Genomic DNA, 15,357 nt, shown 5'->3' on the forward strand with positions numbered 1-15,357 from the left:
GCTCAGAAGACGAACAGCTCGCTCTCCTTCACCCCCTCCAGCTCGTACCGCGTCCCCACCAGCGGCCGGTCCGCGTACAGCCTGATCAGCGTCGCCCCGTCCCCCCGGTACCGCCCCGGGGCCCGGCCCTCGTGCTCGGTCCCGATGGTCAGCTCCTCGCCGCTGTCCTCCAGCCGCGCGACCAGCAGCGGCGTCTTCCCACGCCGGGCGAACGGGGCCAGGAGCCTGAGCGCGTGGGTCAGCCCGGCGCCCTGGTACGCCCCGTCGAGCCCCCAGGCCTCACGCACGTCCCCCGCGTGAATCCACTCCCCGAGCGCCACCGCGTCCAGCTTCCCGCCCGCCTTGGCGATGGCCGTACCGGCCTCGTTCATCCCGCGCTCCAGCTCGTCCACCACCTGCGCGTCCGTCCAGTCGGCGCGCTCGGCGATGTCGCGGTCGTTGCACTCGGGGCTGAACACATCCGGCCCGAACCGGCTCTCCACCACCCGGTCGAGCACGGAACCGCAGTGCGCGAGGACATGCCGCACCGTCCAGCCGGGGCACGCGGTGCGCAGAGCGAAGTCGCTCGCGGCGGCGGACCGCAGCAACGGGAGGAGGGCCTCCCGCTCGGTGCGCAGGAGGAGACCGGGCAGTTCGGGATCGCGTTCGTCAGCCATGCCCCCCAGCCAACCATCCGGCTCCCCGGCGGACTTGGGTATTCGGCGAACACGCGGCCCGGCGCCCGGCGCCGCCGCGGCGGCGGGACACGCGGGGGAGGTCGTAACCTCAACGGCATGGACGACGACACCGCCCGGCCCGACCGCCACGGCGCCGACGACGCACTGCGCGGCCGGTGGCGCGACTGCCTGGTCCCGGCCCAGCGCGGCGCCGACGGCCCGGACCCGCTGCCGTACGCCGACAACCTCCTGGCACGCTGGGCCGAACCCCAGCGCAAGTACCACACCGCGGCCCATCTGACGGCGGTCCTGGACCGCGTCGACACGCTCGCCGGCCACGCCGCGGACCCGGACGCCGTACGGCTCGCCGCCTGGTTCCACGACGCGGTCTACCGCCCCGACCGCTCCGAGAACGAGGAGCGCAGCGCCGTCCTCGCCGAGCGCGCGCTGCCCGAGGCGGGGGTGCCCGCCGGGACCACCGCCGAGGTCGCCCGGCTGGTCCGGCTCACGGTCACGCACGATCCGGCCGACGGCGACAGCAACGGCGAGGTGCTGTGCGACGCGGACCTGGCGATCCTGGCGTCGTCGCCGAAGGAGTACGCGCGGTACGCGGCCCAGGTGCGCGAGGAGTACGGCTTCGTCCCCGACGAGGCGTTCCGGGAGGGCCGGGCGGCCGTGCTGCGGCAGCTCCTGGAGCTGCCGCGGCTGTTCCGTACGCCGTACGGGGCGGCCGAGTGGGAGCCGAGGGCCCGGCACAACCTGCTGACGGAGCTGGAGCTGCTCGCACGCTGAGCGGACACTCCGCCGGCACCGGACCGCTCCGGAGCGGTGCCGGCCCGATCCGTCCCGACCCGGTCCGACCCGGTCCGATCCGGTCCGATCCGGTCCGATCCGGTCCGATCCGGTCCGGCCGGGAATGTAACGGGTAAGCGCACTGTTAGGACCTGTCATGCCCGACTCTGCCGCTCGCCGCTCGCGTATGCCCCTGGCCGTATACATACTCGGCCTCTCCGTCTTCGCCCTCGGCACCAGCGAGTTCATGCTCTCCGGGCTGCTGCCGCCCATCGCCGACGACATGAACGTGTCGATCCCGCGCGCCGGGCTCCTCATATCCGCGTTCGCGATCGGCATGGTGGTGGGCGCCCCGCTGCTCGCCGTCGCGACGCTGCGGCTGCCGCGCCGCACCACCCTCATCGCGCTGATCTCGGTCTTCGGCCTCGGCCAGGTCGCGGGCGCGCTCGCGCCGACGTACGAGATCCTCTTCGCTTCCCGGGTGATCAGCGCCTTCGCGTGCGCCGGGTTCTGGGCCGTGGGTTCTGCCGTCGCCATCGCGATGGTCCGGGTGGACCAGCGGGCGCGCGCCATGGCCGTGATGATCGGCGGACTGTCCATCGCCAACGTGCTGGGGGTGCCGCTGGGGGCCTTCCTCGGGGAGCACCTCGGCTGGCGGTCGGCGTTCTGGGCGGTCGGGGTGGCCTCCGCGATCGCGCTCGTCGGGGTGGCGACGCTGATCCCCCGTATCCCCGTCCCGGACGAGAAGCCGCAGCTGAAGCGGGAGATGGGCATCTACCGCGACCGGCAGGTGTGGCTGTCCATCGCGATCACCGCGCTCGCGGCCGGTGGTGTGTTCTGCGCGTTCAGCTATCTCGCGCCGGTGCTGACGGACGTCGCCGGGCTGGACTCCGGCTGGGTGCCGACCGTGCTCGCGCTGTTCGGGATCGGCGCGCTGATCGGTACGACGATCGGCGGCCGGGTCGCGGACGCGCACCTCTTCGGGGTGCTGCTGAGCGGGATCACGGCCTCGACGGTCTTCCTGGCCGCGCTGGCGCTGTTCGCCTCCAGCCAGGTCGCCGTGATCGTGCTCTCGTTCCTGCTGGGTCTGTCGGCGTTCTACACGGCCCCGGCGCTGAACGCCCGGATGTTCAACGTCGCGGGCGCCGCCCCCACGCTGGCCGGTGCGACGACCACCGCCGCGTTCAACACCGGAAACACCAGTGGCCCCTGGCTGGGCGGCACGGTGATCGACGCGGACTTCGGGTTCGCGGCGACCGCGTGGGCGGGGGCGGCGATGACCGTACTGGCACTGGTGGCGGTGGTGTTCTCGCTGCGGCTGCAGCGCGGCCGCACCTCGTCGTCCCGGCTGGTGGCGGGTGCGCCGGCCGCCAGTTCGCAGGGCGCGGCGATGGAGTCCGCGCCCTCGACGGCCACCTGAGCGCTCTCAGCCCGGCGCCGGGCGCCCCTTCGGGCGGCGCAGGCCCGCTTCGGTGATCCGGCGGACCAGCTCCTTGGAGCCGATCTGCCGGGCGCCGGCCCGTACCGCGTCCTCGTACCGGGCCTCCGGGATGTCGTAGTGGTCCCGCTCGAAGGCCCGCTCCGGGCAGCCGATGGACGCCGCGAAGGCGTGCAGCTCGTCGAACGACTCGTCGCTGACCAGGTGCGACCAGAGTCGCCCGTGCCCCGGCCAGTCCGGCGGATCGATGTAGAGGGTCACGGACGCGCTATCGCGCTGAGCGAGCCGACCGGGGCGACCGCCACGGCGGCCTTCGTGCACACCCAGTGCGGGTCCGGGCCCAGCTCCGGTTCGACATCCAGCGCGTGCGGGTCGCCCGCGTCGCAGACCGGGCACAGCGGCCAGCGCCCGTACTCCTCCAGCAGCGCGTCCTGGACGTCCTGGGCGACGAGGCCGACCACGAATTCCACGCCTTGTGGCCACTGCTCGACCCACCAGCGCCGGTGCGTCACCGCGTCCTCGACCATCGAGACGATCTGCGCCTGCGCGACGTCTCCGGCGGCCAGGTCGGCCATGACGAGTGCGCGGGCGGTGTGCAGCGCCTGCTCCAGGCGATTCAGCTCCATACGGCCATTGTCCACCTGCGCACCGGCCCGCCCCGCCGTCGCCGCCAGAGGTCGGGACCAAAGGGGGGTTGACGGACATGCGCGTTGAAAATATCTTTCAAATGTGACCAATGACCTGAAGGAAAGTTTCAGCGCTGATTCGCCGCCCGCCCCGGCCGCCCTCGCCGCCAAGGTGCGCACGCTCGCGCCGTCCATGACCCGCTCCATGCAGCGGGTCGCCGAGGCGGTCGCGGGTGACCCGGCGGGCTGCGCCGCCCTGACGGTCACCGGTCTCGCCGAGCTCACCGGCACCAGCGAGGCCACGGTGGTCCGCACCGCCCGCCTCCTCGGCTACCCCGGCTACCGCGACCTGCGCCTCGCGCTCGCCGGTCTCGCCGCCCACCAGCAGTCCGGCCGGGCCCCCGCCGTCACGGCCGACATAGCGGTCGACGACCCGATCGCCGACGTGGTCGCCAAGCTCGCCTACGACGAGCAGCAGACCCTCGCCGACACGGCCGCCGGGCTCGACACCGTGCAGCTCGGTGCCGCCGTGGCAGCCGCCGCCACGGCCCGCCGGATCGACATCTACGGGGTCGGCGCCTCCTCACTCGTCGGCCAGGACCTGGCCCAGAAGCTGGCCCGTATCGGCCTGATCGCGCACTCCAACATGGACCCGCACCTGGCGGTGACCAACGCCGTGCAGCTGCGCGCCGGTGACGTGGCCATCGCGATCACCCACTCCGGTTCGACCGGTGACGTCATCGAGCCGCTGCGGGTCGCCTTCGACCGCGGCGCGACGACGATCGCGATCACCGGCCGCCCCGACGGGCCGGTCACGCAGTACGCCGACCACGTACTGACCACGTCCACGGCCCGCGAGAGCGAGCTGCGCCCCGCCGCGATGTCGAGCCGGACGAGCCAGCTCCTGGTCGTCGACTGCCTGTTCATCGGAGTCGCGCAGCGTACGTACGAGACGGCGGCCCCGGCCCTCGCCGCCTCCTACGAGGCGCTGGCCCACCGCCACAACCCCCGCACCCGCTGACGTCCGAACAGACAACCCCGCACCCGCACCCGCAGAACCGTACGAGTTCAAGAAAGCAGAGCCGCTCTCCATGACCTCCATCACCGACGCCGACGCCACCACCCCCGACGGATACGGGGAGCTGCGCGCCCAGCTCGCGACGCTCACCACCGAGGCGTTCCGCCCCGAGCTCGCCGACATCGACCAGCTGGCCACCGCGGAGATCGCCCGGATCATGAACGGCGAGGACCAGACCGTCCCCGCCGCCGTCGCCGCCCGGCTGCCCGAGATATCCGCCGCGATCGACGCCACCGCGGCGCGCATGGCCCGCGGCGGCCGGCTGATCTACGCGGGCGCCGGCACCGCGGGCCGCCTCGGCGTGCTGGATGCCAGCGAGTGCCCGCCCACCTTCAACACCGACCCGGCGGACGTCGTCGGCCTCATCGCCGGCGGCCCGTCCGCGATGATCACCGCCGTCGAGGGCGCCGAGGACAGCAAGGAGCTGGCCGCCGCCGACCTGGACGCCCTGGGCCTCACCGCCGACGACACCGTGGTCGGCATCTCGGCCTCCGGCCGCACGCCGTACGCGATCGGCGCCGTCGAGCACGCCCGCGCCAAGGGCGCGCTGACCATCGGCCTGTCCTGCAACGCGGACTCCGCGCTGGGCGGGGCGGCCGAACACCCCGTCGAGGTCGTCGTCGGCCCGGAGCTGCTCACCGGTTCCACCCGGCTCAAGGCGGGCACCGCCCAGAAGCTCGTCCTCAACATGCTCTCGACGATCACGATGATCCGGCTCGGCAAGACGTACGGAAACCTCATGGTCGACGTGCGTGCCTCCAACGAGAAGCTGCGCGCCCGTTCCCGGCGGATCGTCTCGCTGGCCACCGGGGCTTCGGACGCCGAGATCGAGGCCGCGCTCGCCGCCACCGACGGTGAGGTGAAGAACGCCATCCTCACCATCCTCGGCCAGGTCGACGGCCCCACCGCCGCCACCCTCCTGTCCGCGTCGGACGGCCACCTGCGCGCTGCGCTCGCCGCCGCCCCCCGCACCACCTGACCTCCCGCTCCACCTCCGCTCCCCCGCACAGCAAGGCACCACGCACCATGGCTACAGAAGACAAGAACCGCGCCACTGCCGCCGCGATCCTTCCGCTCGTCGGTGGCGCCGCGAACGTCAGCTCCATCGCCCACTGCATGACCCGGCTCCGGCTGGGCCTGCACGACCGCTCGCTCGTCCAGGACGACGCGCTGAAGGCCGTACCCGCCGTCATGGGCGTGGTCGACGACGACACGTACCAGATCGTTCTCGGTCCCGGTACGGTCGCCCGCGTCACGCCGGAGTTCGAGAAGCTCGTCAAGGAGGGCCGGGCGTCCGCCCCGGAGCCCGCCACCACGGTCACGGCCGAGGAGCTCGCCTCGCAGGGCGCCGAGATGAAGGCGGCACGGAAGGCGAAGAACGCCACGCCGTTCAAGCTCTTCCTGCGCAGGATCGCCAACATCTTCGTGCCCCTGATCCCGGCCCTGATCGGCTGCGGCATCATCGCCGGGCTCAACGGCCTGCTGGTCAACCTCGGCTGGCTGACGTCGGTCACCCCGGCCCTGGCGGCGATGGCGTCCGGCTTCATGGCGCTGATCGCGGTCTTCGTCGGCTACAACACGGCGAAGGAGTTCGGCGGTACGCCGATCCTCGGCGGTGCGGTCGCGGCCATCATCGTCTTCCCGGGCGTCGCGAACATCGAGGCGTTCGGCCAGAAGCTCTCCCCCGGCCAGGGCGGCGTCCTCGGCGCCCTGGGCGCGGCGGTGCTCGCGGTGTACGTGGAGAAGTGGTGCCGCCGCTGGGTCCCGGAGGCGCTGGACGTCCTGGTCACCCCGACCCTGACGGTCCTGATCTCCGGCCTGGTGACGATCTTCGGCCTGATGTACGTGGCGGGTGAGGTCTCCACCGCGATCGGCACGTTCGCCGACTGGCTGCTGTCCAACGGCGGAGCGGGCGCGGGCCTGGTGCTCGGCGGCTTCTTCCTCCCGCTGGTCATGCTGGGCCTGCACCAGGCGCTGATCCCGATCCACACCACGCTCATCGAGCAGCAGGGCTACACGGTCCTGCTCCCGATCCTCGCCATGGCAGGTGCCGGCCAGGTCGGTGCGGCCATCGCGGTCTACTTCCGCCTCCCCCGCAACGAGTCGATCCGCAGGACCATCAAGTCCGCCCTGCCCGCGGGCTTCCTGGGCGTCGGCGAGCCGCTGATCTACGGTGTCTCGCTGCCGCTGGGCCGCCCGTTCATCACGGCGTGCGTGGGCGGCGCGTTCGGCGGCGCGTTCGTCGGCTTCTTCAACCAGCTCGGTGACGCGGTCGGCTCCACCGCGATCGGCCCGTCCGGCTGGGCCCTGTTCCCGCTGCTGGACGGCAACCACGGCCTGGGCGCGACGATCGCGATCTACGGGGGCGGCCTGGTCGTCGGCTACCTGGCCGGCTTCGTCGCCACGTACTTCTTCGGCTTCAGCAAGGACCTGCTGACGGAGTTCAACGTGTCGCAGGAACCGGCCGCTTCGACGGCGACCGCGGCGGGCACCCCCGCACCGGTCACCGGCCCGGACCCGCTCGAAAAGACCCCCGCCGGGGTCTGAACCCGCGCATGACCGAGGGCGGCACCCGACACCGGGCGCCGTCCTCAGCCATGTGCACAAGGAAGTCCCCGCGCCGTAAGACACCGCGCGCACCAGGCGGACAGCGAGAAGGGCGCCGCCCTCATCCGTTCCCGGTCAGACCGGGAACCCATCGGTGGGCAGCGTCGTACCGAAGGGCTCGGGCAGCGTGAGCGGCTTCCCGAACGGCACCGCGTCGGAACGCTTGAACGTGCCGTCCTCGTTCGGCTCGGTGAACAGCGTGGCCATCGCCCCACGTGTGTCGAACCGGTCGATCAGCAGATACATGGGCACGCCCGCGCGCGCATAGGCGCGGTACTTCTTCGTACGGTCCTCCCGGGCGTTGCCCTTCGACGTGATCTCGACGATGAGGAGCGCGTCGGCGGCGTCCATCGGATCGCCGGCGTCCGGGTCGACGGCGTCAATCAACTCGGCAGGCATGACCACGAGATCGGGAACGTACAGCTTGTCGAGTGGCGCCACGTGCACACCCAGGGTCTGATAGATCTCCAGCTCCTCGGGCAGATTCGCGTAGAGTCGACGCTGCACTTTGGCGGCGATGCCGTTGTGATGCGGATGAGGCGGCGGTACCAAGACGATCTGCCCTTCGTCGATCTCGGCGCGCCACCCCTCGGGCACGTCCAGTTCCTGCCAGGTATGAAGCAGGTAGTCCCACGGGCGGCCTTCAGAGTCCTGCTGGTGCTCGACCATCGCGGCGGTCATCGCGGGTCCCTTCTCCTGAAGCCTGTTTGGGGAGCGTAGATCGACGGTTGCGCGGCGCGGGGCCGCTTCCATCAGCGTCCCACGATCGGGGGATGGACGCACCGAACGCTCCCTCTGTTCACCGGTCGGAGGGGGCGGGTTCGACCGACCGGCTCGCCTGGACGGTCACCAGCGCGATCCCCGCGCAGCAGACCGCCAGCAACAGCAGTTCGGCGAGCGAGGGCGCGGGTGCGGAGTCCAGGGCCCAGTCGCCGAGCCGGACCGTGAAGGGGACGGCCAGTTGGACGGCGGCCGTGAACACCGGGCCGCGGAGCAGGATGAGGCGGTGCTGCACGAGGTAGGCGGGGGCGTAGACGACCGCGCCGAGCACCACGATCCCGCCCGTCGCGGCGAGGGTCGGGGGGTGGGCGATCAGCGCGGGCAGGGCCATCGGGAGCAGCAGGCAGGTGGCCGCCGCGAGCAGCACGGGCAGGACGGCCAGCGGCGGCAGCCCGGACAGCCGGTCCCGGTACAGGAACCCGTACACCGCGAAGGCCACCGTCGCCGCCGCCACCAGCAGCAGCAGCCCCACCGCGTCCAGGTCCCCGGCATCCGCGCCCAGCGCCGCGTATCCGGCCGCCGCCGCGCAGGCCAGGACCGCGCCCGCCGCCTTGCGGGGCCCGGAGCGTTCGCCGAAGAACAGCGCGCCGACCGCCACCGAGGCGCACGGCATCAGCGCGACGACGAGGTTCGTCAGCGAGGTGCCGATGCGGGGGATGGCGAGCAGGGTGCCCGCCGCGTACCCGGCGAAGCCGAGCAGGCCCAGCAGCCAGACGGTCCCGGGCCGGGCCGCGGCCCGCCGCAGATCCGCCCGGCCGCCGGTGCTCGACGCGGCGACGACGGTGAGCACCAGGCAGCACACGGCGCTGCGGCCCACCGCGACGATCAGCGGATCGGTCCCGGTGACCAGGGAGCCGGACAGCAGCCAGGTGCCGGAGAGCAGCAGGACGAGAACGGCCGGCATCAATCATTCCCCTTTTCCGAGCCCCGCGGACGACGGGTTCCGCTCCACGCGACTGCCCACTGTCTCAGCACCGGCCGGCGGCACCGGCCGGTACTCCTGCGGTGCGGTTGCTCCCGGTGCAGGGCAGGTCGCGGTGACACGGGGATCACGCCGGCCGGTGTCACCCCGCGCCGAAAAGGCGTACGCGAAACCCCCTTGCTCAATGGTCAAGAATCGTTGACCATTGACGCCATGCCTGCCGAAGAGCTTCCCGAGACGATTCATGTCACCACTGACGAGCAGCTACGCGCCGTCTCCAACCTCACGCGTCACCGGATCATGGCCGTGCTCCGCTTCGAGCCGGCGACGATTACTCAGATCGCCGGGCGGGTGGGCCTGGCGAAGGGGAGTTCCAGCTACCACGTACGGCTGCTTGAGCGGGCCGGCCTGGTGAAGGTGGTACGGACGCGGAAGGTGCGGGGGGTCACCGAGCGGTACTACGCGATGGCCGCGCGAGCGATCGTGCTGCCGGATCCGGTGGCGGGGCAGCCGGATGCGCTGATGCGGCACGCGGTGGCGGACCTGGAGGCCGCACCGGCGGATGGCGAGCGGCACGTGCGGATGGCGCATCTGCGGCTCACCGAGGAACAGTTCGCGGAGTTGGGGGCGCGGCTGGACGCACTGGCGGACGAGTACCACGAGCTGTCCGATCCGTCGCTGCCGGATGCGTCACTCGTCTTCGCGCTGTTCCGGCCGGCGCCGCGCGAGCAGGCCGAAGGTGGCTCCAAGTGACCTCAGCCGAAAAGAAGTTGCCGACCGGGTTCGGACGACTGTGGACCGCACAGACGGTGTCCTCGCTGGGCGACGGGGTGACACATGCCGCGCTGCCGCTGCTCGCTCTGACGTTGACGCGGAATCCGATGGCGCTCGCCGTCGTCACGGCCGCCGGGACGCTGCCGTGGCTGCTCTTAGGGGTACTCGGCGGTGCGCTGGTGGACCGCTGGGACCGCCGCCGCACGATGTGGGTCGCGGACGCGGCGCGTGCGGTGCTGCTCGCGATACCCGCGGCGGCGGCCGTGCTCGACGTGCTGAGCATTCCGCTGCTCGCGGCCGTCGCCTTCCTGCTCGGCCTCGGCGGACTCTTCTTCGACACGGCCGCCACGGCCTATCTGCCGGATCTGCTCGGCCGCGAGCCCGCACTCCTTGAGCGCGCCAACTCCCGTCTGCGCGGCGCCCAGACCGCCGCCTCCGGCTTCGCGGGGCCGCCCGCGGGCAGTGCGCTGCTCGCGCTCGGGCGGTCGGTTCCGCTGCTCGCCGACGGGGTGTCGTTCGCGCTCTCCGCGCTGCTCGTACGGTCGCTGCCCGCCATGCCCCGGCCTGCCGGAGGCGCCCGCGAGTCGCTGCTCCGGCAGGCGCGGGCCGGGGCCTCGTACGTCGTGCGGGATCAGTTGCTGCTCGGGCTCGCGCTCCGTCCGGCGGTCGGGAACGTCGCCTTCCTCGCCGTGGAGACCGTACTGGCCCTCTTCGCGCACGACCGTCTCGGCATCGGCGACTTCGGCTTCGGCCTGCTCCTCACGGCGGAGGCCACCGGTGGCCTGCTCGGCGCGGGCATCGCCTCGTTCCTCGGCCGCCGGCTCGGCACCGGCACCGCACTGACCTGCACGGCCGCGGTCGAGGGGCTTGCCATCCTGGGGCTTGCCGCCGCCCCGGGTCCGTACGTGGCCGGGCTCGCGCTCGCCGTCTGCGGGGCGGGCATGGGCGCCACGATGGTGCTCGGGCCCTCCCTCCGGCAGACGATCGTCCCGGCCCACCTGATGGGCCGGGTCGCCTCCACCTCCCGGATGCTCGCCATGTGCGCCGCCCCGTTCGGCGCCTTCCTCGGCGGCTGGCTGGCCACCACGTACGACGTACGTACCCCGCTCTACGCCGCCGCCGGACTCCTCCTCGCCATGACCGCCGTCACGGGGACCATGACCAGCAACCGCCGGGTGGAGGCGGCGCTGCGTGGCGCTGCCCCGACCGGCGGCCCAGGTCACCCGGAGTCCGCGGAGCCGCTGTCCGATCCGGCCTGACGGCCGGCCGGGACCTGGCTCCTGATCATCTTCAGCAGCAGGGCGTGCGTCTCCTCATCGGCCGCCACGACCAGACCGCCCGCACCGGTGTGCAGCGGCTGGCCGTGGATGCCGGTCACCACGCAGCCCGCCGCTTCGCACAGGGCGATACCGGTGGCGAAGTGCACACTGTCGCGCAGCCTGCCGTCGGTGACGTACGCGGCCCGGCGCCCGGCCGCGACCCAGGCCACGGCAAGGGTGCTGGAGACGACGCGCGGCCGGAAGTGCTCCGCGAACTCCGCTGCGGCCAGCAGGCCGACCGCCCGGAAGTCCGGCGCGTTGGGGAACGGCGGGTCGAGGTTGACGTCGACCAGCCGTGACCCGGACGAGGGCGCCAACTCCTCGTCCGCACCGTCCGTACGGACACGGGCGCGCTCGCCGTCCGTCCAGAACACCTCCCCGCTGAACGGGTCGGCCGCCGCTGCCGCCGCAATAAAGGGCCCGACGCGCAGGGCGACGTTCACCGCGACCACCATGGTGTTCACGGCGTAGTTCAACGTGCCGCACAGGGGGTCGACCAGCCACCGGCGTTCCGCGCCGTCCGCGCCGGTGTGGCCGCTCTCCTCACCCGTCACCGCGTCATCGGGCCGGGCGGTTCGCAGGACGTCGAGGATGGCCCTCTCCGCCGCGAGGTCGGCGGCCGTCGCGAAGTCACCGCCGGACTTCTCGAACCGCTCCGGCGATGTCCCGTACATGTCCCGGACCACCGCCGCTCCCGCCTGGGCCGCCCTGACGGCCAGTTGTGCGTCGCTTTCCATGTTCATGCTCGGCATGAGGGCAGGCTATCCGCGCCCGTTCCCGCCGCGGCCCGAAACCCCTTCGCACCCTCACCGCGGCAACTGCCCCTCCCGGTTGACCTCCGTCACCCGCGCCCGCAGCACCAGCCCCGGCGGGGCCGGCCGGACGGCATCGGGCGGGCAGTCCCACTCCGAGCCCCCGCCGGGCGGCCGCAGCTGCACATACGGCCCGACGCGCCCCATCACCCGGCCCACCCTCCCGTCCCGCACATCCACGGCGAACGACCCCGGCTCCGGCACGCACGCCTCCAGGTCACCACCCTCACCCACCATGACCGGCCGCCTTCCCGTCCAGCAGACTGCTCAGCCGCCGCACCGTGTCGAGGTTGCAACGCCCCAGGTCGACAAGCACGGCCGGCCCGCTTCCCGCACACGAGACCGGGTCGACCCGCAGCGACGGCAACGTGATCCCGACCCCCGCGAACCCGTCCCGCAACCGCGCCACCGCCTCCTCTGCCTCCCGCACTCTGCTCGCCGTAACCCTGCGCCGCTCCGTAGTCGTCATGATCCATTCCTTCCACGCTGAGTAATGTCAATGCATACCCAGCGTGTCCAATCTCTCGTTAGCCTGGAAGAGGTGCAGTTCCAACAACCGCACGTGCATCACAGGGAGTTGTCATGCCGGGTCCCAGAAAGCTCGATCCCTCCTCCTCGCCCCGTGCCCTCCTGGGCGCCGAACTCCGCCACCGAAGAGAAGAAGCGGGCCTCTCGCAGTCGGACCTGGGCGCCCCGCTCTTCCTCAGCGGCTCCTTCGTCGGACAGCTGGAGTCCGGGGTGCGGCGCATGCAGATGGACCAGGCGGAGAAGTTCGACGAGATCCTCGGCGCGGACGGCTTCTTCGTACGGAACTGCGCGGCGCAGAAGGAGTCGAAGTACCCCGAGCACTTCGCGGAGGCCGCCGAGGCGGAGGCCCGCGCGGAGGCCATCCGGGAGTACGCGCCCCAGCTCATTCCGGGTCTGTTGCAGACGGAGGCGTATGCGCGGGCGGTGTTCTGGGCGTATCAGCCCACGGCTGTTGAGCAAGTGATCGACGAGCTGGTGACGACACGACTGGAGCGCGCGCAACTGCTGGCCGATCCAACAGTCCCCATGTTGTGGGTGGTGCTGGACGAGGCGGTGTTACGCCGGAGGGTGGGTGGCCCGGAGGCTATGGCGGAGGCACTTCGTCATGTCGCGGGACTGGTCAGGCAACACCGGATGGTCGCCCAGGTGCTGCCGTTCACGGAAGGTGCCCATGCGGCGCTGACCGGCCCTCTCAAGTTGATGGCGTTCCCGGATGCACCCCCACTCGCGTACGTCGACGGCATGGGTATCGGCCACTTGCAGGACGATCCGGCAACGGTCCGCCAGTACCAACTGGCTTACGATCTGGTGATGGCCAGCGCGATTCCACCCGCGGCATCCCTGGCCTTGATCGAGTCGGTGGCGGAGGAATACGACCATGAAGTTGCACGGTTCTGACTACGGCCTGACCACGGCGACCTGGCGCAAGTCCACGCACAGCGGAGGCGACGGCGGCAACTGCCTCGAAGTCCTCGACGGTGTCCCCGACGTCGTCCCCGTCCGCGACTCCAAGGTGACCGACGGCCCCGCGCTGATGTTCCGGACGGATGCCTGGGCATCGTTCGTCGGTGGTCTCAAGCGCGGATGTGCATGATCTGAATCAGGTTGCCGCAGGTGTCGTCCAGCACCGCAGTGGTGACCGGGCCCATCTCCATCGGCTCCTGGGTGAAGTGCACGCCGAGCTCGCGCAGCCGGCCGAACTCCGTGTGCACGTCGTCCACGGCGAAGGAGGTGGCCGGGATGCCGTCCTTCACCAGCGCCGTCTTGTACGGCTTCACCGCCGGATGGCCGTCGGGCTCCAGCAGCAGTTCCGTCCCGTCGGGGGCCTCCGGCGAGACCACGGTCAGCCAGCGGTCCGCGCCGACCGGGACATCGGCCTTCTTCACGAAACCCAGCACGTCCGTATAGAAGCGCAGCGCCTTCTCCTGGTCATCGACGAAAACGCTGGACAGGTGAATCCTCATGGGGTGCTCCCCGCTGCATCGGGCCTGGGCCATCGGGTCGCGAGGACCAGGGCGTTCGGTGGTCAGATCATGGCACCGGCGTCGGCGCGGAGGAGGTGGCGACACTTACGGGCAGCGCGCCCGCCCCGTACCAGCTCAGTTCCGGCCGGAGGGGGGAGCACGGCTTCAGGAGGAGTCTCGGGTTCCGAAGCGCCAGGTCTTCCTGGAACAGGCAGCGTCCGGCGGCCGCGGCTCCGGCGGACTGGATTTCCCCGTCCGCGCCCCGGCGCCATTCCTGGTGCGGGCGGCCGTCGCACCTCGCCAGGGTGACCCGCCGCGCGGCCGCGGTGAGGCACCGCGGTCCGGCCTTCGACTCGATGGTTCCGGCGTTGATGCGCCAGGACTGATCGGCCTGGCCAGTGCAGTCGAAGGTGCCGGCCGCCACGGTCGCGTGTGAGCCCTTCGCGCCGGCCGCCGGGCCGAGGCAGCGCTCGTGCCGCCCCTTCGCGTTCGCCAGGCCGATCGCCGAGACGATCTCGCCCGAACGGGCCGTCCGAGGTTTCAGGGAGTACTCCCGGTGCACCCACTCCACGTACTTCCCGCCCATGTAGTGACCGGCCGGACAGGGCCGGGACTCGCATCCCGCGCCCACCCGGTACGACTGGAAGATCTCCTCCTTCTGCCGGGCCAGGATCGGGCCGAGATTCTCGGGGAGGCGGGACATGTCGTATCCGAGGTACCCCGTCGCACCGATCGGGGTAACGCCGGGGAGGGCGAACGCGACGCGTCGGAGGTACCGGCCGGCCACCCCGTGGTCGCTGTGATCGGCTCCCGGCATGTACGTGTGCCCGAAGAACGTGTTGTCGTAGTCCAGGGTGAGCACGCGCTTGATCCCGTCCTGCCGGGCGAGAGCGGTGAGGGTGTCGATGAGCTGCTGCTCCGTGTAGCCCTGCGACTTGTCCACCGGCTGGATGGCCCGGATCTCGCCGCGGAAGAGTCTCAGGAGGCTCTGGTGGGCGTGCCTCGGATATCCGGTGCCGACGGGGTTCCCGTCAGGAAGCCTGAGGAACGAGAGCCGCACACTGAACGAGCCGTTCAAGGTGAAGGAGGCGATGGTGCGGGTTCCCACATGGATGTCGTGCCGTGTCCAGCGGTTCGGGACGCCCACCATTTCCGCGTAGGCCGCTCGCACGCCCTTTTCCCTGCTCTGTACGTAGTGGTCCCCGGCGTATGCGTGGCCGGCGTCCCCGGCGGTCAGGTAGACGGTACTGAACGCGCACCGCGGCCCCAGCGACTGCTGGATCTCCGGATCGATGAACAACAGGTCGTCGTCCTGATGGGCCACACCCACCATCGTGCGCCCGCAGACCTGCACACCGCTTCTTCGCCCCGTCACCCCGGGTCCGTCCAGGAGCGCGGTGGTGGCCCGGCTCCCGGACATCTCGGCAGGCTGGCCGAGGATCAGGAGGAGGAGAACAAGACTCATCGCCAGGCAGGGCGCACCCCAGAGCAACAACGTCCGACGGCTCCTGACCGCGCCCCTCCCGCGCCCCACCCGCATCGCACGCATCCCGACCTCCACC

19 protein-coding genes are annotated in these 15,357 nt (G+C 71.6%); 9 read left to right on the forward strand and 10 right to left on the reverse strand.

Annotation, left to right across the window (positions count from 1 at the left end; all coding sequences use genetic code 11):
• Window positions 1-2 precede the first annotated feature (2 nt).
• Window positions 3-656: a maleylpyruvate isomerase family mycothiol-dependent enzyme gene (locus OG322_RS15760; RefSeq protein ID WP_124284681.1), complete on the reverse strand. Its 654-nt coding sequence runs from the start codon at window positions 654-656 to the stop codon at window positions 3-5.
• Window positions 657-773: 117 nt separating this feature from the next.
• On the opposite strand from OG322_RS15760, the gene OG322_RS15765 reads away from it, so the two are divergent.
• Together OG322_RS15765 and OG322_RS15770 are read left to right on the forward strand one after the other, a co-directional pair.
• On the forward strand, window positions 774-1,448 hold the full coding sequence (locus OG322_RS15765) for an HD domain-containing protein (RefSeq protein WP_329306564.1): 675 nt from the start codon (window positions 774-776) through the stop codon (window positions 1,446-1,448).
• 187 nt (window positions 1,449-1,635) lie between these two features.
• Window positions 1,636-2,868: a Cmx/CmrA family chloramphenicol efflux MFS transporter gene (locus OG322_RS15770; RefSeq protein ID WP_123460794.1), complete on the forward strand. Its 1,233-nt coding sequence runs from the start codon at window positions 1,636-1,638 to the stop codon at window positions 2,866-2,868.
• Between the two features lie 6 nt (window positions 2,869-2,874).
• On the opposite strand, the gene OG322_RS15775 is transcribed toward OG322_RS15770, so the two are convergent.
• Both OG322_RS15775 and OG322_RS15780 read right to left on the reverse strand, forming a co-directional pair.
• Window positions 2,875-3,147: a DUF4031 domain-containing protein gene (locus OG322_RS15775; RefSeq protein WP_123460793.1), complete on the reverse strand. Its 273-nt coding sequence runs from the start codon at window positions 3,145-3,147 to the stop codon at window positions 2,875-2,877.
• The gene (locus OG322_RS15780; RefSeq protein WP_123460792.1) at window positions 3,144-3,512 is read right to left on the reverse strand and encodes a hypothetical protein; all 369 of its coding nucleotides are present in this window, start codon (window positions 3,510-3,512) and stop codon (window positions 3,144-3,146) included. The genes OG322_RS15775 and OG322_RS15780 overlap by 4 nt, the downstream gene beginning before the upstream one ends.
• A 103-nt stretch (window positions 3,513-3,615) precedes the next feature.
• On the opposite strand from OG322_RS15780, the gene OG322_RS15785 reads away from it, so the two are divergent.
• The 3 genes from OG322_RS15785 to OG322_RS15795 all read left to right on the forward strand — a co-directional run bounded on the left by OG322_RS15785 (window position 3,616) and on the right by OG322_RS15795 (window position 7,137).
• Window positions 3,616-4,533, forward strand: coding sequence for a MurR/RpiR family transcriptional regulator (locus OG322_RS15785; RefSeq protein ID WP_123460791.1), 918 nt, complete (start codon window positions 3,616-3,618; stop codon window positions 4,531-4,533).
• A 70-nt stretch (window positions 4,534-4,603) separates the two neighbouring features.
• Complete coding sequence (gene murQ / locus OG322_RS15790; RefSeq protein ID WP_123460790.1) at window positions 4,604-5,569, forward strand: N-acetylmuramic acid 6-phosphate etherase; 966 nt, start codon at window positions 4,604-4,606, stop codon at window positions 5,567-5,569.
• Between the two features lie 47 nt (window positions 5,570-5,616).
• Window positions 5,617-7,137 (forward strand): PTS transporter subunit EIIC, encoded by a 1,521-nt coding sequence (locus OG322_RS15795; protein ID WP_329306565.1) that lies wholly within the window; start codon window positions 5,617-5,619, stop codon window positions 7,135-7,137.
• Between the two features lie 135 nt (window positions 7,138-7,272).
• Here the strand turns inward: OG322_RS15795 and OG322_RS15800 are convergent, their stop codons facing one another.
• Both OG322_RS15800 and OG322_RS15805 read right to left on the reverse strand, forming a co-directional pair.
• Window positions 7,273-7,878 carry a Uma2 family endonuclease gene (locus OG322_RS15800; protein WP_123460788.1) on the reverse strand — a complete coding sequence of 202 codons (606 nt, stop codon included), beginning with the start codon at window positions 7,876-7,878 and terminating at the stop codon, window positions 7,273-7,275.
• 118 nt (window positions 7,879-7,996) lie between these two features.
• A complete protein-coding gene (locus OG322_RS15805; protein ID WP_266411327.1) occupies window positions 7,997-8,881 on the reverse strand; it encodes an EamA family transporter in 885 nt (294 codons plus the stop codon).
• Window positions 8,882-9,112: 231 nt separating this feature from the next.
• On the opposite strand from OG322_RS15805, the gene OG322_RS15810 reads away from it, so the two are divergent.
• On the forward strand, window positions 9,113-9,652 hold the full coding sequence (locus OG322_RS15810) for an ArsR family transcriptional regulator (RefSeq protein WP_124284676.1): 540 nt from the start codon (window positions 9,113-9,115) through the stop codon (window positions 9,650-9,652).
• Window positions 9,649-10,932 carry an MFS transporter gene (locus OG322_RS15815; protein ID WP_123460785.1) on the forward strand — a complete coding sequence of 428 codons (1,284 nt, stop codon included), beginning with the start codon at window positions 9,649-9,651 and terminating at the stop codon, window positions 10,930-10,932. The genes OG322_RS15810 and OG322_RS15815 overlap by 4 nt, the downstream gene beginning before the upstream one ends.
• Here the strand turns inward: OG322_RS15815 and OG322_RS15820 are convergent.
• From OG322_RS15820 to OG322_RS15830, 3 genes are read right to left on the reverse strand one after another with little or no spacing between them, the layout of a single operon-like run.
• Window positions 10,893-11,744 carry an inositol monophosphatase family protein gene (locus tag OG322_RS15820; protein WP_123460784.1) on the reverse strand — a complete coding sequence of 284 codons (852 nt, stop codon included), beginning with the start codon at window positions 11,742-11,744 and terminating at the stop codon, window positions 10,893-10,895. The genes OG322_RS15815 and OG322_RS15820 overlap by 40 nt on opposite strands.
• 54 nt (window positions 11,745-11,798) lie before the next feature.
• Entirely contained in the window at window positions 11,799-12,041 is a 243-nt protein-coding gene (locus tag OG322_RS15825; protein WP_123460783.1) for a hypothetical protein, read from the reverse strand.
• Window positions 12,031-12,273, reverse strand: a complete 243-nt coding sequence (locus OG322_RS15830) for a hypothetical protein (RefSeq protein ID WP_123460782.1) — start codon at window positions 12,271-12,273, stop codon at window positions 12,031-12,033. The genes OG322_RS15825 and OG322_RS15830 overlap by 11 nt, the downstream gene beginning before the upstream one ends.
• A 113-nt stretch (window positions 12,274-12,386) precedes the next feature.
• Here OG322_RS15830 and OG322_RS15835 point away from each other — a divergent pair, with 113 nt between their 5' ends.
• Both OG322_RS15835 and OG322_RS15840 read left to right on the forward strand, forming a co-directional pair.
• A complete protein-coding gene (locus OG322_RS15835) occupies window positions 12,387-13,229 on the forward strand; it encodes a helix-turn-helix domain-containing protein (RefSeq protein WP_329306566.1) in 843 nt (280 codons plus the stop codon).
• The gene (locus OG322_RS15840) at window positions 13,210-13,425 is read left to right on the forward strand and encodes a DUF397 domain-containing protein (protein WP_124284671.1); all 216 of its coding nucleotides are present in this window, start codon (window positions 13,210-13,212) and stop codon (window positions 13,423-13,425) included. The genes OG322_RS15835 and OG322_RS15840 overlap by 20 nt, the downstream gene beginning before the upstream one ends.
• Here the strand turns inward: OG322_RS15840 and OG322_RS15845 are convergent.
• Window positions 13,406-13,795, reverse strand: a complete 390-nt coding sequence (locus OG322_RS15845) for a VOC family protein (protein WP_123460779.1) — start codon at window positions 13,793-13,795, stop codon at window positions 13,406-13,408. The genes OG322_RS15840 and OG322_RS15845 overlap by 20 nt on opposite strands.
• A 67-nt stretch (window positions 13,796-13,862) precedes the next feature.
• On the reverse strand, window positions 13,863-15,260 hold the full coding sequence (locus tag OG322_RS15850) for a ricin-type beta-trefoil lectin domain protein (RefSeq protein WP_164494374.1): 1,398 nt from the start codon (window positions 15,258-15,260) through the stop codon (window positions 13,863-13,865).
• Window positions 15,261-15,357: the final 97 nt, after the last annotated feature.

It is taken from the genome of Streptomyces sp. NBC_01260, from assembly GCF_036226405.1.
GTDB classification, from domain to species: domain Bacteria; phylum Actinomycetota; class Actinomycetes; order Streptomycetales; family Streptomycetaceae; genus Streptomyces; species Streptomyces laculatispora.

Coding starts and splice junctions, on each gene's coding strand:
- OG322_RS15830 (WP_123460782.1), bottom strand. CDS start 12,273: ATGACGACTACGGAGCGGCGCAGGGTTACGGCGAGCAGAGTGCGGGAG.
- OG322_RS15770 (WP_123460794.1), top strand. CDS start 1,636: ATGCCCCTGGCCGTATACATACTCGGCCTCTCCGTCTTCGCCCTCGGC.
- OG322_RS15850 (WP_164494374.1), bottom strand. CDS start 15,260: ATGAGTCTTGTTCTCCTCCTCCTGATCCTCGGCCAGCCTGCCGAGATG.
- OG322_RS15780 (WP_123460792.1), bottom strand. CDS start 3,512: ATGGAGCTGAATCGCCTGGAGCAGGCGCTGCACACCGCCCGCGCACTC.
- OG322_RS15840 (WP_124284671.1), top strand. CDS start 13,210: ATGAAGTTGCACGGTTCTGACTACGGCCTGACCACGGCGACCTGGCGC.
- OG322_RS15795 (WP_329306565.1), top strand. CDS start 5,617: ATGGCTACAGAAGACAAGAACCGCGCCACTGCCGCCGCGATCCTTCCG.
- OG322_RS15805 (WP_266411327.1), bottom strand. CDS start 8,881: ATGCCGGCCGTTCTCGTCCTGCTGCTCTCCGGCACCTGGCTGCTGTCC.
- OG322_RS15835 (WP_329306566.1), top strand. CDS start 12,387: ATGCCGGGTCCCAGAAAGCTCGATCCCTCCTCCTCGCCCCGTGCCCTC.
- OG322_RS15825 (WP_123460783.1), bottom strand. CDS start 12,041: ATGGTGGGTGAGGGTGGTGACCTGGAGGCGTGCGTGCCGGAGCCGGGG.
- OG322_RS15765 (WP_329306564.1), top strand. CDS start 774: ATGGACGACGACACCGCCCGGCCCGACCGCCACGGCGCCGACGACGCA.
- OG322_RS15800 (WP_123460788.1), bottom strand. CDS start 7,878: ATGACCGCCGCGATGGTCGAGCACCAGCAGGACTCTGAAGGCCGCCCG.
- murQ (WP_123460790.1), top strand. CDS start 4,604: ATGACCTCCATCACCGACGCCGACGCCACCACCCCCGACGGATACGGG.
- OG322_RS15810 (WP_124284676.1), top strand. CDS start 9,113: ATGCCTGCCGAAGAGCTTCCCGAGACGATTCATGTCACCACTGACGAG.
- OG322_RS15820 (WP_123460784.1), bottom strand. CDS start 11,744: ATGCCGAGCATGAACATGGAAAGCGACGCACAACTGGCCGTCAGGGCG.
- OG322_RS15845 (WP_123460779.1), bottom strand. CDS start 13,795: ATGAGGATTCACCTGTCCAGCGTTTTCGTCGATGACCAGGAGAAGGCG.
- OG322_RS15760 (WP_124284681.1), bottom strand. CDS start 656: ATGGCTGACGAACGCGATCCCGAACTGCCCGGTCTCCTCCTGCGCACC.